The sequence below is a fragment of the Roseobacter sp. MH60115 genome, assembly GCF_015644665.1.
GTDB lineage: Bacteria > Pseudomonadota > Alphaproteobacteria > Rhodobacterales > Rhodobacteraceae > Roseobacter.
Genome location: NZ_JADOBQ010000012.1, coordinates 63722 through 77195 on the forward strand (window position 1 = coordinate 63722; position 13474 = coordinate 77195).

A 13474-nucleotide genomic window follows, 5' to 3' on the forward strand; every position below is an offset into this window, starting at 1 on the left:
GTTTAGTCTGCAAAGCTGAGACCATTCTCCCTCGATGCAAATCGCACCAATCGACTATCCAGCACACCAGCCTGCCGGTGCTTCATCGCGTCGCGGTAGGTTTCATTTCTCATCATATCCAAGAAAACTTGGACGCTGGGATACTCTGCGATGAAAGCGATGTCCCAAGTCTCGCTCTGTGGGCCAACCATCGTCAATTCATGTCCGCCGCGCCAAATGATCTTTCCATCCAACGCTTGAAAAACAGGCGCGCTCAGGTCGCTATAGATCCTGTAGGCTTCCGCGCCGGTAGAGGCGCGCCCGTCCGGATATTCCGCCCTTGCTCGCAACCGGATAAGGTTCAACATCTGGATGGGTCCTGGCCGCAGATGCGCTTTGAAAGTCGCCCATGTTTCTTTCGAGAAACTGGTGTGAAACTGTCCATCTTCCATCCTAGGCTCCCACGTACTCCGGTGTCCGGCGTGCGATCCACGCGCCTAGGCCTTCATGCACGTCTTTCGTGGCCGCCATCCGCGCGAACTGTTCGCGTTCGATAAGCAGTCCCTCGTCAATTGTTGTGTTGATCCCTCTGGTGACGGCTGTGATGATGCGTGACGCGGCGAGCGGCGAGTGTCGGATGATACGTTCCGCCAGATCAAAGGCGGCTGGGATCAACTCATCGTGCGGAACGACCTTATTCACCAGCCCCATGTCGTAGGCTCGCTGGGGGGAAAAGGTGTCTCCCGTCAGAAGAAGCTCTAATGCCCGTTTGCGCCCTGCGAGCCGTGGAAGTCGCTGCGTGCCGCCAAAGGTCGGGGGTATCCCAATGTTGATCTCCGGCTTGGCAAACACCGCCCTTTCGCTGGCGATGGCCAAATGAACAGCCTCTGTGATCTCACATCCGCCGCCAAAGGCGATCCCATTGACGGCAGCAATGATCGGTTTTGAAAAGCCTTCGAGCCTGGCGGTCATGGTCTGGCCGCGTTTGCAAAAGTCTCTCACGGCTTCATCGACGCCTGCTTTGACGCTTTCAGTGAATTCGTGAATGTCGCCACCGGCGGAAAACGCCCGTTCACCCGCGCCCGTGAGGATGATCGCTCGTATGGACGGATCAGTTTCGATGGCGTCCAGCAACGACAGCAGGCAGTCGTTCGTAGCGTAGTTGAGGGCGTTCAGCTTTTCGGGCCGGTTCAGGGTAAGGAGGGCGATGGCTCCTTTTTTGTTGTAGGTTATCAGTTCTGTCATGGTGATCTCCGTTGCGTTTTGAGGACCATACGGAGGTTCCGATTTGACGTATACTCACCGAGTAGTATACATAGCTATGCTGTCAGAAAAACTGTCCGCCAAAGAGCGCATCCTCGATGCAGCCAACCGCCTGTTTTACAGCGAAGGTATTCGTGCCGTCAGCGTGGATGCCATTGCTGCAAAAGCGGGGATCACCAAAAAGACGCTCTACTACCATTTCAAGAGTAAGGACGATCTAATCGAGGCCTATCTGGCGTCCCGTGACCAACCGAATCTCGCATTGTATAGGAAATGGTTTGATGAGGCTGATGGTCAGCTTGCCGACAAGGTTGAAGCGATTTTTTTGAACCTTGCCCAATCTGCGCGCCACCCAAGGTGGAAGGGCTGTGGTTTCCTGCGCACAGCCGCAGAGTTGGCAAACATGCCGGGTCACCCGGCGATGAAAGTTGGCGCCGCGCACAAGAAGAAGTTCGAAGCATGGCTTTGCGATGTCTTCGAAGATGGGAAAACCGATAGTCCCGGCGAACTGGCGCGGCACATCGTTTTGCTGATGGACGGCGCATTCTCTACCGTGCTGGTCCATCGTGATCCAGAGTATCTCGTTTCTGCCGGAGTGGCAGCAAGAACGATCGTGGCAAACGGCTCAATATAGATGACCGCTCGAACTTGCACCCGAGAAGCAGCCATTGGCGCAACCGCGGCGAAAGTCAGTTCTGTCCCGCATTGCGGCCATCCAATGAGGCTATGACCAATGTCAGCATAGAAGATCGTCGTCCAAATTTGTTTTCCAGTACTGTCTTCATTCATTTCGCTAGCTGCTAACTAGTGCTTTTTCATATTGCGCCGATTGGCCTGTTGACCGCAGGCCGCTGCGACGCACACGAAATTCGGCTGATGCAATACTCCTCTGCATTTCGGGGTGTTGGGGTGCATGGCATTCAGCGCGATCCTGGATGGTTCGGTTGATCCAGAACCACCCAAGCCGGCTTGGGTAACGTAGTATCTTCGGCAAGTATCAGCTACTAGATGTAGAAAATCCTTGCGCGAATCTGCCTCTTGAGACAATAGTCACGGAAAAGAGGCGATAAACGTCAGTTTCCGTGAACACGACACGGAGATGAGAGGGCAGATGAACAAGGTATTCGCGCAGGACGACCTGAATGCTGTGATCCGGCAGCATTCGGAATGGCTGGCAAGCCAGCTGCATACGCAGCGTGAAAGCCTATTTCCCCCCGATGCCGAAAAAACCATGCGCACATTCACCTCCGGTGAGGCAGCGGCGCTTCTGGGCGTAAACGATTCCTATCTGCGCAAACTGCATCTCGATGGCAAGGGCCCCTCCCCCGAACTGACGCCGGGCAACCGCCGCCATTATTCGGCGCAGGACATCCTGGCCCTGCGCGAGCTCCTGGAAAAAACCGCTCGCAAACCCGGCGATTACCTGCCGGGACGGCGTGAAGGCGACCACCTTCAGGTCATCGGCGTGATGAACTTCAAGGGCGGCTCCGGCAAAACCACGACCTCCGCCCATCTGGCGCAACGCCTGGCGCTCGACGGCTACAGAGTCCTGGCCATCGACCTTGATCCGCAGGCCTCGCTTACCGCGCTTCACGGCGTCCAGCCCGAGTTTGATCTTGAGGATGGCGGCACGCTCTATGATGCAATTCGCTACGACGACCCCGATCCGATCCGCTCAGTCATCCGCAAGACCTATATCCCTAATCTCGACCTGATCCCCGGCAATCTCGAACTGATGGAGTTTGAACACGACACCCCCCGCGCTCTGGCGCAAGGCAATGCCGGGCTGTTCTTTTTTCGGGTGAAAGAGGCTCTAACACAGGTGGAAATGGACTATGACGTGGTGGTGATCGACTGCCCGCCGCAGCTCGGCTTCCTCACCATGTCGGCGCTTTCGGCCGCCACCGGCGTGCTGGTCACCATTCACCCCGAAATGCTCGACGTGATGTCGATGTCGCAATTCCTGCGCATGACGGCTGATCTGATGGACGTTATCGCCGAAAGCGGCGCCGACATGTCCCATGACTGGATGCGCTACGTCCTCACCCGATACGAGCCCGCCGACGCGCCGCAAAACCGCATCGTCGCCTTCCTGCGCACCATGTATGGCGACGCGGTGCTGAACGCGCCGATGCTCAAATCCACCGCTATCTCCGACGCCGGCCTGACCAAGCAGACGCTTTACGAGGTCGAACGCAGCGCCTTCACCCGCACCACCTATGACCGGGCCATCGAAAGCCTGAACGCCGTCAATGACGAAATTGCTGGATTGATTCAGCAGACCTGGGGGCGCCCATGACCAGCAGCAAGAAAAAACGCATGTCGATGCTCGACAGCCTCGCAGGTGCCGGGGCTCCCTCCCCTGCCCCGCCTTCCACGGTGACGACGCCGATGATGTCCTCGAACCGCGCGCTGCGTTCGGCCCGCGATGCGGTTGATGCCCACCACGTCTGGGAGTTGGACCCGGCCACAATCACTGATGACCGAATGGCCGACCGGCTGAATCCAGCGGACGTGCACGATTTGCGCGATGCGATCGAGGCAAACGGCCAGACCGTGCCGATCCTGGTGCGCCGTCACCCAAGTGACGCCGACCAATACCTGTTGGTCTATGGACGGCGCCGGCTCGAAGCAATCCGTGGCTCCGATAAGGTGGCAAAGGTCCGCGCGCTTGTCGCCAATCTCGACGAAGACGCGGCCCTCAGGGCGCAGATTTCCGAAAACATGGCGCGGCGCGATCTGTCCTATATCGAAAAGGCTCTGTTCGCGCAGGAACTGGTCAAATCGGGCTTCGGAACACAATCACAGGTTGCAGAGGTGCTGACCGTCACCAAATCCGCGATCTCCATGGCCCTTGCGGTCGTAGACATGGTTGGTACCGACCTGGCGCGCGCCATTGGCGCGGCCCATGGCATCGGCCGTCCGAAATGGGAGGCTCTAGGCAAGGCGATCGAGGAAACCAGCGCGGATCAGGGCAAACTCACCCGCCTCGCGAACGAGGCGCACGACAAAGCCGCCGTCGCGATGGTGGTCGAGGAAAGCGGACCGTTCGAAGATCCCTCCGTGCTGGCCTTCGAGGCCGTCGCCAAAGCCGTGGGGAAAAGTGCTCGGACCGAGGCAAAACCCCCCTCCCCTGCCCGCTCAAGCAGTTTGGCACTCAAGCTTGCAGGTCGTCGCGGCGGATCGGTCAAACGCACCGCCAAAGGCCTGTCCATCAGCCTTGAGAATGGCGCCTTTGCTGACTGGGTCGAGGCGGAGGCACAGGAGTTGATAGAAGAGCTTCACGGGCGCTGGCTACAGCGCTCGGAAGACTGAGGAAGAGCAGAAACTAAAAAAAGGAGGCACGATCAGGCCAAAGAAAAGGTCCCGCAAAGACACCGCTCCACGAGACCCTAACTTGTTTCTCACACTCTCAAGCTAGTGCCCGGAGCCATTTTTCGCAAGTCCAAAGTGATTCGCGGGCCGTATTTTCTTTGTCTTCGTGATGCAAAAATGGACTACACCCCCGTAACGCCGTTCAGGCGAAAAGTGGATGCTGCCATTCTGAAACATCAGGCGACAGCTCGGCAGGACCTGCCGCCCACCGGCGCCAACAAGTGGGAGGCGCTGCGCGAGCTGGCTGCTGCCCGCGTGGCCTTTGGCCTCTCGGATCGGGATATGTCGGTGCTTCAGGTGCTTGTCAGTTTTCATCCCGGCACGATCCTCGGCGGCAATGAAGACAATCTGATTGTGCATCCGTCGAACAAGGCGATCTGTGAGCGTTTGAACGGCATGCCCTGCTCGACCATGCGCCGGCATCTCGGCAACCTGGTGCAGATCGGCTTTGTCGTGCGTCGCGACAGCCCCAACGGCAAACGCTATGCCCGGCGCTATGGCGACGACAAGATTGCCTTCGGCTTCGACCTCTCACCGCTCGTCCGGCGCTTTCAGGAGGTCTGTGAGGCCGCCGAGGCCGTCCGGGCCGCCAAAGAGCGCTACAAGCGCCTGCGCGCCACTGTGAGCCTGATGAGGCGTGATCTGGCCGGCCTAGCGGAATATGGCCGTGCGCAGCGCCCTGATCTGGGGGTATGGGACCGTTTTTCAGACATTGCGGTGCTCGTGGCCCGCGATCTTCGGCGCAAACTGGATATGGCCGAGCTAAAACGGATCGAGGGAGATCTCAGTCTCGCCCTGAACGAGGCCCGCGACCGCATTGATCCGTCTGAAACAGAAGAAATGAGCACCAGTGATGATGATATCGAGCAGCACTATCAGAATTCAAATAAAGACTCTTATGACTTTGAACCTTGCTTAAAAAAAGCAGGGGGTGCTGGCGATGCGTTGGTCCCTACTCCATCAGCTACAAAAGATACCGAAAGGGATGACGAGGAAGATTTGGAGCCGCCTGACATTGGCGATGATAAGTTACCGAACATTCCGCTCGGTCTTGTCCTTGCGGCGTGCCGGGAATTCCGAACCTATTGTGAAAGCCCCGTGCGCCACTGGCACGATTTGGTAAGAGTTGCCGATATTCTCCGCCCGATGATGGGTATTTCTCCGTCGGCTTGGGACGACGCCAAGCGCCACATGGGTCCTGAGGAAGCAGCGGTTGTCGTGGTGGCGATGCTCGAAAGGTTTACGGAGATCCAGTCGTCCGGTGGTTATTTACGATCGCTTACGGACAAAGCTGCCGTTGGAGCGTTTTCCTGCGGACCGATGGTCATGGCACTGATGCGACGCGATGCGGCCTGAGATGTTCACAGTTGTGAACTGCTTTGGTGATGGCGCTTTCAAGTGGTGAATTACTTGGTTCACAACTGTGAACTCATGGCAGAAGTTCTAGGTCTGACCCAACCCGGAATACCATTCACCGTGATTGCCGCCATGGTTTTCCATCCCGGGTTTGGTCAGGCAGCTCCTGGGATTGATAAAACTGTCGATCCGGCGTCTTGGCGCTTCGTTCCAGTGGATGTTGAAGGCGCAGAGCTTGGGATATAACTCCAGATGCGCGTAGGGCAGGTGATCGTGAATCCAGCAGGCCATCGCGCGCCAGTCTGCGCCTTGGGCGCAGCGATCGGCGAACCAGGGAATGACGACGCAGGCGGCGCCTTTGTGGCCAGTACCATCCAGCATGTCCCAGATGTGATACCCCGCGTTATTTTTGACGCTCGCACCGTGTCCGCGTTCGTTGCCAAAGGCGGTTACCTTTGCAGAGCGGTAGCCTGATCGAATGGCAATGCGGCCGAATTTGCTCTGGAGCGGTTCCAGCAACTCCTCGCAGAGCCTGCTGCCTGTCTCGATCGCCAGATCCGGATGTTCAGGAATATTGGGAATGCCGTAGAAATTGGCGATCTCCGACATCAAGAAATCCCGCAGGTAGAAGTTCTGGCTCAATCGAATGCGGCCAAGCTCCTCAAGGCCTTTCATGGAACCGGGTTTGCGCATCGCCTCAGAGCCCTGCCGCCTTGGTGAGGTTTACCCGGAATCTGTCGCGACGGCGTTGATACCGGCGGGTCATTTCGGCGGAGGCGTGACCGAGTTGTTTCTGGACATAGCGCTCGTCGACTTCTGCCGAGGAGGCGAGACCGGCCCGCAAGGAGTGTCCCGAGAACAGGGCGAGGCGGTCTGTCTCAGGCAGCTCGGCCCGGATGCCACTTTTCAGAACGGTGGTCTTGATGAGACGGGCGACATGTTTGTCTGAAAGCCGGGCTTCCAAAGCGCGTTTGCCATCCCGTGAGGTGCGCACAAAGACCGGCCCGAAATCGATCCTGGCGAAGTGCAACCACTGCTCCAGCGCATGCACCGGGCAGGTCTGGTCCGATGAGCCGCGGCCGATCTCGACCTCGCGCCAGCCGGTTTTGGAATTCAGCGTCAGCACCGCGCCTTCCTCGAGGATCTCGATCCACCCGCCGCTGTCGGGAGTATCATCCTTTCCGACATCCAGGCTGACGATTTCGGAGCGTCTGAGACCCCCCGCGTATCCTAGGAGCAAGATGGCCCGGTCACGCAGCCCGCGTAGATCGAAACCCAAAGTAGCCACTATGGCGAGGATGTCTTCGGGCAGGATCGCTTCCTTCTGAACCGGGGGGCGGGCATGTTTGCGCTTGATCCCAGCCAGGACGGTGGCGATGTGGCGGTCTTTTCGATCCAAAGTGAACCCACGCTGCGCGTAGTTCCAGGCAAGTCCGGACAGGCGGCGGTCAATGGTTGAAACGGATAGGGCAGGGGTGCCGTTCGTTGGCGCGGCCAGATCGGTTAGGTAAAGACCGATCATCTCCGGAGATTGCGGCAGCGGATCTGCGCCCTTCAGCCTGCACCAGCGCGCGAAGTGCTTCCAGTCGGCCGCGTAGGCCTTGTTGGTGTTCTCTGCGGTCGAGGCTTTGGCGTAATCGCGGGCAGTGTCGATCAAGCGATCAAGGGTGCCGGACCCTGCCAGGCCTGCGAGGCCCCCGGCATGCGAGGGCAGGGCAATTGTATCGCGGTTTGAGCGATCTCTCTCGTCGCGCTGAGCTTCACCAGACGTATCAAAGGGCATTGAGCTCGATTTCTCGTGCTGTGGGGGATCATTTCCGGGTGTTTTGCTCATATTTCTGAGCCTATCTCATATATGTCCGATAAGGCAAACTTATTGGACATAGAAAAAGTTCGCAGGGTAGGGCGGTTTATACAGTATATGGTGGCGGAAAGCGCCGTCATAGAATAATGTTGTGGCATGACCTATCAGCCAGCTACCATCTCGGACGACTTGAGTACCTTACCGAAGCTGCCCGCGTGGGTCACCTCGGCTCGGGCGGAAACCCCTGAAGATGTGGCGTTTTTGTCAGGCGCAGCATTGAACCATCTGCATCTTGTGTTGAGCCACGACGACGTCCCCCAGACCTTGCTCCGGGCACGGCTGGCACTGCGCGCCGCGGAGGCCTGCGTGACGCACCAGGGACGCCCGGAACGGGCTGCAGAGTTACGCGATGCGGTGGCGTTTCTGCAGCCCGGCGATAACCCGGGTCCCGCAGGCGAGACCTATCTCTCTTGGCGACGTGCGGTGGAGCGGCCGATCTCAGTAAATGTGCTGCGCCGCGCGTTGCCTGATCTTGAGCCAGAGCAGATTGCAACCTGGCTCGACGCGGGGCAGGGGGCTCCGGGCGCGCGGGCTGCAGGGGTGCTGGAAGCCGTTCTCACAGATCGGCCCCGCGACCACACCGGGGCGGTGCTCCTCGCCGACGCCACTCTGGCGCAGGCGCTCGGGTGGAGCCATGTCGTGCCGCTGCTGGCGATCGGACTCAAGCGCTCCGATCTGCGAAAGTCGGGCATGGATCTGCGGCAGGCCTGCTATCTGGCGATCTCGTCGGGTGCGGCCGAGGCAACACGTGAGGTTGGTGAGTTGACCCGACGTGCGGCCCGATTGAAAGCAATCGCGCCGAAGCTCCGGGCGAAGGGATCTGACGATGCAGTGGCGCTGTTCCTGAGCCGGGACGCTGTGGCTCCGATGGCGCTTTCCTCGCTGCGATCCGATCGCGCCGCGCGGCGGTTCTGTGACCGGTTGGTCGAGTTGGGGGTCGTGCGCGAGTTAACCGGGCGCGACACCTTCCGTCTCTACGGGATCTGAGTGATGGTGAAGAATCACGCAGATCAGGAGTTCGACCGAGAGCTGGAGGACCTGCCTCAAGATCTCCGCTGGCGCGAATGGATGCGCCGGATCGAAGCCGTGTTATTCGCTTCCGCTTCGCCAGTGCCGCGCGAGGACTTGGCCCGTGTAGTGGGGCAGGGGGCTCCCATTGATCTCTTGATCGACGACCTCAACACAGATCTTGATGGGCGGTCTTTCGAAGTCGCTAAGGTGGGACACAGCGTGTCAGGCAAAGGCGGCTGGATGCTGCGGACCCGACCCGCCTATGGGACCGCAATCCGGGCCGCCGCGGATGTGGGCGATCAGGATTTCGACCTGCGCGAATATGACGTCGCGGTGCTGGCCGCCATTGCCTACCACCAGCCGATCACCCGCGATGGGCTGAAGGACATTTTCGGCAAGGAAATCAGCCGGGATTTGATTGGGCGGCTGCATGCGCGCAGGCTGATCGGTACTGGTCCACGATCCCCGCGGCGCGGGGCGCCCTATACTTATGTGACCACGGAACAGTTCCTCGTTGCCTTCGATCTGGAGACGCTCCAGGACTTGCCGGACCGGGAGCAGTTGGAGGATGCGGGGATCACAACCGCTGCGGATCCTCGAGCCGAGACAACCTAGCAACGGTTCAATCGCAACGCACCATTAGTCGGCCGAAGAGTCAGCCGAGGAGTTTCTCCAGCTCTTCCCTCTGCTGGGCGTGTTTTCTCGGGCTGTCCTGGATCAGTCGCTTCAGGTTGAGAAGCTTCCAACGCACTGCGGGAAGCTCAGAAGCCTGTGGTCGATCTATGGCAGAGAAGTCCGGGGTGCCATCCTGCAAGCTTAGCAGGAACTGTTTAGAGCTTTCGTCGAAACGGGATTGAATGTCCGCGATCAGTTGGCGGCGTGTTAACAGGAGGTCATCAAGTTCGACAGGTGATTTGGTCATGCCTTCGAACTCACGGACGTAGGCCTTGTTGAGATCTATGAGATTGGGGTTCAGCAGCTCATGCGCAGGACGTGATGAACAGGCGACGTAGATCAAGAAGGTCCTGAACAGATCGTCCGTCAGGCCTTCGTGATCATAGAGCAGCTTCACGTCGTAAAGGTCGCGCGGGTGCTGGCGATCGACTGCGGCATGTAGCTTGCCGCCGAACAGGTCTTCGAACGAGACGATTTGCATTTCTGCATACCCGAACGCGTCTGCCACCGCCTCGGAGACCGAACGGATTTCGGGGTCATGGACAACGCCTCGCGTGACCGGCGAGGTTTCGATTTTGATCTCGGCACCCCCCAGACGTGCGAGTACGCGTGTGGCACCGCCCCCACCACCCAGAATTCGTTGAGCTCGCGCGCCGTTGATGCCTCCTTCGATTGAGGCAGCGATGCGATCCATAGTTTCGTTGATCTCGACGAGGCTTTCAGCACGCTCTTTGATCGGCAGGTAGGTCAGATCAATATCAACCGAGAGGCGCGGCAAATCGCGATAGAACAGGTTGATTGCGGTGCCTCCTTTGAGCGCGAAAATTTCCTCTTTCGCGACATGAGGCAAGACGCGTACCAAAAGAGCGACTTGGGCTTCATAGGTCTGACGTGCCATCTTCGACCTCCTTTCTCACAAACTCCTCCGGTACCATAATGCGATACTGTGGGTGGATCTTCCCGCCCTTGACCAGCGCACGGTCGCCTGCCCCAAGGTCGAAGGCTTTGGGATCGAGGCGTTTGCGCCACGGGTGATTGTGGCGATCAGCAAACACAAAGAAGAGTCGCCGAACCTTGATTTTGGTGCAGCTCAGTAGCAGTGCAGAGAGCAATTTCGGACGCAGCGTTGTCAGGCCTTCAAATATCATGTCGAGGTTATGAAAGCTCCCATGATCCGGCAGTTCGTCCATGGCTTCTATAACGGCTCGTTCGGGAGCAGACATCCGCAGTTGCCACTCCCAAGGCAGAGCATTTTCTGACTTGCCGATGTTCTCTTTGAGACCAAGTGCTGGATCAGTGAACAGCGATGTTTTTCGTGTCTCGATGGGGGCGTCGAGTGGGAGTTTGCCCAGCCACGTTGGTGTGGCATCGCCATAAATCCAGACAGGAGCATTTTTGCCAAGACGCAGGTAGTGATCATAGCCCTGTTGGGAAAGCGCAGTGGTGCCACCGATGTGGACCTCGTGGTTCATGATGTGCTGCATTGAGAGCAGGCAGGCATTCCAAGGTATGGTGTTTGATCCTGACGTGTTGGGGACAGGGCGGCGGAAGACGCCGCGATGAACGCGCTCAAGCCATCCACGTTTCACGTAGTCGCGAAAGGTCTCGTAAGCGACACCTTGGCCAGTGAGCCAGGCGGCATCCACAAGATATCCTGGTGGCACCGCCTCGAGAACTTTCTTCAGATTTTGCGATCTTCCAGCGCTCATGGCGCTTTAGATGCCATTTTTTCAAAGAGATTGCAATAGGAGTTCTTTGAAGAATCGATCTCTTCGGTGTTTATAGCACTGAAAACTGGAACTCAACAAAAAGAGGAATAGGATCCGAATGTCTGCCAGACATGCGTGATAGCCGGAAAAATCCGATGCTAAGGACGGAAAGCGTCGCCTGAGTTCTGGGCTGTTTCGTTCGCGAAGGCGTCCATGCTCAGGTGTGTACCACGATCTGCTGCACGACTGGATGCATCCAGGCCGGGACATGTCGGCTTTGCTTTGCCAGCTGCGCCCGGTCCTTCGCATCCAGCATGCGGGCGATCTTCCCGATCACACGATCGTCCACGCGATCCTTGCCGAAATAGCGTAGAGCCTGGAACACAATGCCCGTCTTTGAACCGGCACCGACCAATGTCTTCGGAGAGGCATTGCGGAACTGGATAACCTGCCGCCCGATCTTCTTGGTTCGTGTAGGCCCGTCGGTCATGTAAGTCGGATTGGACGGGACCTGGGTGGACAGACCCAACTGGTTCGCCGCCATGGCAGGGGAGGGCTGCAGAACCTGATTGTCCTTCCGGGCAACGGCGCGTGCGATGTCGTCCGCAGAAGGCACCAAAGCACCGAAACGGGGGCTGTGCTTGGGATAGTCGTAGAGCCCACGTGTCAGCCGCCGGATCACGCCCTGATCTGCCAGGCGTGACAGTGCCTGATCCACGCTTGCTCGCGATCCGATGTCGAGGAAGTCCGACGGGGCGAAGATGGCGCCTCGACCCTTTCCAACGATACGTTGCTTGATTTTCGACGTGATCATAGATCAACTCCATGTCAGAAATTAGGGTATGTTTTCCTGAACATCAAGATGGAGAGATTCTGGCAGAGAGGGGCGGGAAGGAGACTTTCGCTACGGGTGCAAACAGACTGAGAGCCTCACGCGAAACCGGACGTTCGAATCCCATCTGGACCGCCACTTGCCCTCGCGAAAGCGTTCTCAAACACCGGCTGCGGCCGGATTTTCTCGTTGTATTCGAGGGTCATGCGTGAAGGGCTGAGCACTGGCCCTAGCGGCAGGAAGCCCGGAAGCGGTCTCTCAGGGCCCATATTCTCCGGACCTCATGACTACGCCGATTTGGTGATTTGATTGTAAGCCATTGGTCCGAATTGCTTTTCGCGGGCCGCGCCTTGAACACTTCGACGGCGGTCGTGCTCTAAAGATGGAACACAGATCGAACCAGCACTGGTCAACTGTATCGGTGGAAACCAGGCCGCTTCAGTCATCGCGCATCGCTTTCTGCATCCCCCATGAACATGAGGAACAAAGGCCATCAAGGGTGTTGTAGTCTTCCGGATCACACTCGGTTTCGCATAGATCGCAGATCAAGCGGTCCTCGTTGCAAAAGACGCATTTGCGATCCCAGCGACTCCAAGACTCTCGGTCGCAGATCGGACAAGTCGTGACCGAAGGCATTCCGCCATCTTTCGCGACAGAGTAGGCCTCTTGATCGTTCACATCGCCAAAGGCTTTTTCAAATAAAGGTTCTCGGTCGATCTCCTCACCGCATTCAGCACACTCAATCCAGAGATTATCGAACGCCATGTTCTCAGTCTCAACACACCGGACCAGCGGCGACGAACAATGTGGACACCTGAGAAATGGCAAAGCACGTGTGAATATCTCACCGCTCCACGCCACGGTTTTGAACGTGTCGCGGCACCGGGCCTGTTGCGTGTCAAATATCTCTCTGTTTTCTAGAAGCTTCTGCCAAACCGTATCTTCAAATACCTCCAGTGGCTCCTCTTCCAGATGCTCGACCATCAGCCGCTCAATTAGGGGCATCGCGGAGGCCAGCACCTCGCGCGCAACGGTAGGTGTCGCCTTAAGGAAAAGGTGCTCGGCGTCGTTGCGGATGTTCGCCAACTTCGTAAGCCGATCCCAGTCGAGTTCGAGATCGAGGCTCTTGAACCGCTCTTCGATGAGGCGTCGATCGACAGTATTGCGGTGTGCCTTCTTAGGCTTCATAAGCACAGTGCCGTCGGCCTGCTTCTCCGGCACCAAATCCTTATAGATCAAGGCCCCCTCCGACCCCGCGGGGGACTCATTCCAGAGTACCTGCTTGCAGAGCAAAAGAACGCCCGCGTAGAGGTTTCGGATTGCGGAAAGCAAGCGGCGCTCATCGTCGGCCTCAAAATCCTCGACGCCAAGTTCGATGGACAGAACCGCATTCTCTAACAGTTCTTTCAT

14 protein-coding genes are annotated in these 13474 nt (G+C 58.0%); 6 read left to right on the forward strand and 8 right to left on the reverse strand.

The window, feature by feature from the left end:
• Positions 1-2: 2 nt before the first annotated feature.
• Together ISX84_RS22315 and ISX84_RS22320 are read right to left on the reverse strand one after the other, a co-directional pair.
• Positions 3-431, reverse strand: coding sequence for a DUF1330 domain-containing protein (locus tag ISX84_RS22315; protein WP_195822627.1), 429 nt, complete (start codon positions 429-431; stop codon positions 3-5).
• Position 432: 1 nt separating this feature from the next.
• Positions 433-1224 carry a crotonase/enoyl-CoA hydratase family protein gene (locus tag ISX84_RS22320; protein WP_195822628.1) on the reverse strand — a complete coding sequence of 264 codons (792 nt, stop codon included), beginning with the start codon at positions 1222-1224 and terminating at the stop codon, positions 433-435.
• A 76-nt stretch (positions 1225-1300) separates the two neighbouring features.
• Between ISX84_RS22320 and ISX84_RS22325 the strand changes: the two genes are divergently transcribed.
• From ISX84_RS22325 to repC, 4 genes are all read left to right on the forward strand, one after another.
• Positions 1301-1876 carry a TetR/AcrR family transcriptional regulator gene (locus ISX84_RS22325; protein WP_195822629.1) on the forward strand — a complete coding sequence of 192 codons (576 nt, stop codon included), beginning with the start codon at positions 1301-1303 and terminating at the stop codon, positions 1874-1876.
• Between the two features lie 477 nt (positions 1877-2353).
• A complete protein-coding gene (gene repA / locus ISX84_RS22330) occupies positions 2354-3541 on the forward strand; it encodes a plasmid partitioning protein RepA (RefSeq protein ID WP_195822630.1) in 1188 nt (395 codons plus the stop codon).
• Positions 3538-4557 (forward strand): plasmid partitioning protein RepB, encoded by a 1020-nt coding sequence (gene repB, locus ISX84_RS22335; protein WP_195822631.1) that lies wholly within the window; start codon positions 3538-3540, stop codon positions 4555-4557. The genes repA and repB overlap by 4 nt, the downstream gene beginning before the upstream one ends.
• A 177-nt stretch (positions 4558-4734) precedes the next feature.
• Positions 4735-5973 carry a plasmid replication protein RepC gene (gene repC, locus ISX84_RS22340; RefSeq protein ID WP_195822632.1) on the forward strand — a complete coding sequence of 413 codons (1239 nt, stop codon included), beginning with the start codon at positions 4735-4737 and terminating at the stop codon, positions 5971-5973.
• Between the two features lie 87 nt (positions 5974-6060).
• Here repC and ISX84_RS22345 read toward each other — a convergent pair whose 3' ends face one another.
• Complete coding sequence (locus ISX84_RS22345) at positions 6061-6666, reverse strand: hypothetical protein (RefSeq protein WP_195822633.1); 606 nt, start codon at positions 6664-6666, stop codon at positions 6061-6063.
• 4 nt (positions 6667-6670) lie between these two features.
• Positions 6671-7807, reverse strand: coding sequence for a tyrosine-type recombinase/integrase (locus ISX84_RS22350; protein WP_195822634.1), 1137 nt, complete (start codon positions 7805-7807; stop codon positions 6671-6673).
• Positions 7808-7933: 126 nt separating this feature from the next.
• Here ISX84_RS22350 and ISX84_RS22355 point away from each other — a divergent pair, with 126 nt between their 5' ends.
• Together ISX84_RS22355 and scpB are read left to right on the forward strand one after the other, a co-directional pair.
• The gene (locus ISX84_RS22355) at positions 7934-8824 is read left to right on the forward strand and encodes a DUF1403 family protein (RefSeq protein ID WP_195822635.1); all 891 of its coding nucleotides are present in this window, start codon (positions 7934-7936) and stop codon (positions 8822-8824) included.
• Positions 8825-8827: 3 nt separating this feature from the next.
• On the forward strand, positions 8828-9463 hold the full coding sequence (scpB, locus tag ISX84_RS22360) for an SMC-Scp complex subunit ScpB (protein WP_195822636.1): 636 nt from the start codon (positions 8828-8830) through the stop codon (positions 9461-9463).
• 40 nt (positions 9464-9503) lie between these two features.
• Here the strand turns inward: scpB and ISX84_RS22365 are convergent, their stop codons facing one another.
• The 4 genes from ISX84_RS22365 to ISX84_RS22380 all read right to left on the reverse strand — a co-directional run bounded on the left by ISX84_RS22365 (position 9504) and on the right by ISX84_RS22380 (position 13474).
• Positions 9504-10421: a nucleotidyl transferase AbiEii/AbiGii toxin family protein gene (locus ISX84_RS22365; RefSeq protein ID WP_195822637.1), complete on the reverse strand. Its 918-nt coding sequence runs from the start codon at positions 10419-10421 to the stop codon at positions 9504-9506.
• Positions 10402-11232, reverse strand: a complete 831-nt coding sequence (locus ISX84_RS22370) for a type IV toxin-antitoxin system AbiEi family antitoxin (protein ID WP_195822638.1) — start codon at positions 11230-11232, stop codon at positions 10402-10404. The genes ISX84_RS22365 and ISX84_RS22370 overlap by 20 nt, the downstream gene beginning before the upstream one ends.
• A gap of 217 nt (positions 11233-11449) precedes the next feature.
• Entirely contained in the window at positions 11450-12046 is a 597-nt protein-coding gene (locus tag ISX84_RS22375) for a DUF6088 family protein (RefSeq protein ID WP_195822639.1), read from the reverse strand.
• Between the two features lie 456 nt (positions 12047-12502).
• A complete protein-coding gene (locus tag ISX84_RS22380; RefSeq protein WP_195822640.1) occupies positions 12503-13474 on the reverse strand; it encodes a hypothetical protein in 972 nt (323 codons plus the stop codon).

What these genes read in the sequence shown, in the direction of transcription:
- ISX84_RS22315 (WP_195822627.1), bottom strand. Translation starts at nt 431, where the DNA reads ATGGAAGATGGACAGTTTCACACCAGTTTCTCGAAAGAAACATGGGCG.
- ISX84_RS22320 (WP_195822628.1), bottom strand. Translation starts at nt 1,224, where the DNA reads ATGACAGAACTGATAACCTACAACAAAAAAGGAGCCATCGCCCTCCTT.
- ISX84_RS22325 (WP_195822629.1), top strand. Translation starts at nt 1,301, where the DNA reads ATGCTGTCAGAAAAACTGTCCGCCAAAGAGCGCATCCTCGATGCAGCC.
- repA (WP_195822630.1), top strand. Translation starts at nt 2,354, where the DNA reads ATGAACAAGGTATTCGCGCAGGACGACCTGAATGCTGTGATCCGGCAG.
- repB (WP_195822631.1), top strand. Translation starts at nt 3,538, where the DNA reads ATGACCAGCAGCAAGAAAAAACGCATGTCGATGCTCGACAGCCTCGCA.
- repC (WP_195822632.1), top strand. Translation starts at nt 4,735, where the DNA reads ATGGACTACACCCCCGTAACGCCGTTCAGGCGAAAAGTGGATGCTGCC.
- ISX84_RS22345 (WP_195822633.1), bottom strand. Translation starts at nt 6,666, where the DNA reads ATGCGCAAACCCGGTTCCATGAAAGGCCTTGAGGAGCTTGGCCGCATT.
- ISX84_RS22350 (WP_195822634.1), bottom strand. Translation starts at nt 7,807, where the DNA reads ATGAGCAAAACACCCGGAAATGATCCCCCACAGCACGAGAAATCGAGC.
- ISX84_RS22355 (WP_195822635.1), top strand. Translation starts at nt 7,934, where the DNA reads ATGACCTATCAGCCAGCTACCATCTCGGACGACTTGAGTACCTTACCG.
- scpB (WP_195822636.1), top strand. Translation starts at nt 8,828, where the DNA reads ATGGTGAAGAATCACGCAGATCAGGAGTTCGACCGAGAGCTGGAGGAC.
- ISX84_RS22365 (WP_195822637.1), bottom strand. Translation starts at nt 10,421, where the DNA reads ATGGCACGTCAGACCTATGAAGCCCAAGTCGCTCTTTTGGTACGCGTC.
- ISX84_RS22370 (WP_195822638.1), bottom strand. Translation starts at nt 11,232, where the DNA reads ATGAGCGCTGGAAGATCGCAAAATCTGAAGAAAGTTCTCGAGGCGGTG.
- ISX84_RS22375 (WP_195822639.1), bottom strand. Translation starts at nt 12,046, where the DNA reads ATGATCACGTCGAAAATCAAGCAACGTATCGTTGGAAAGGGTCGAGGC.
- ISX84_RS22380 (WP_195822640.1), bottom strand. Translation starts at nt 13,474, where the DNA reads ATGAAAGAACTGTTAGAGAATGCGGTTCTGTCCATCGAACTTGGCGTC.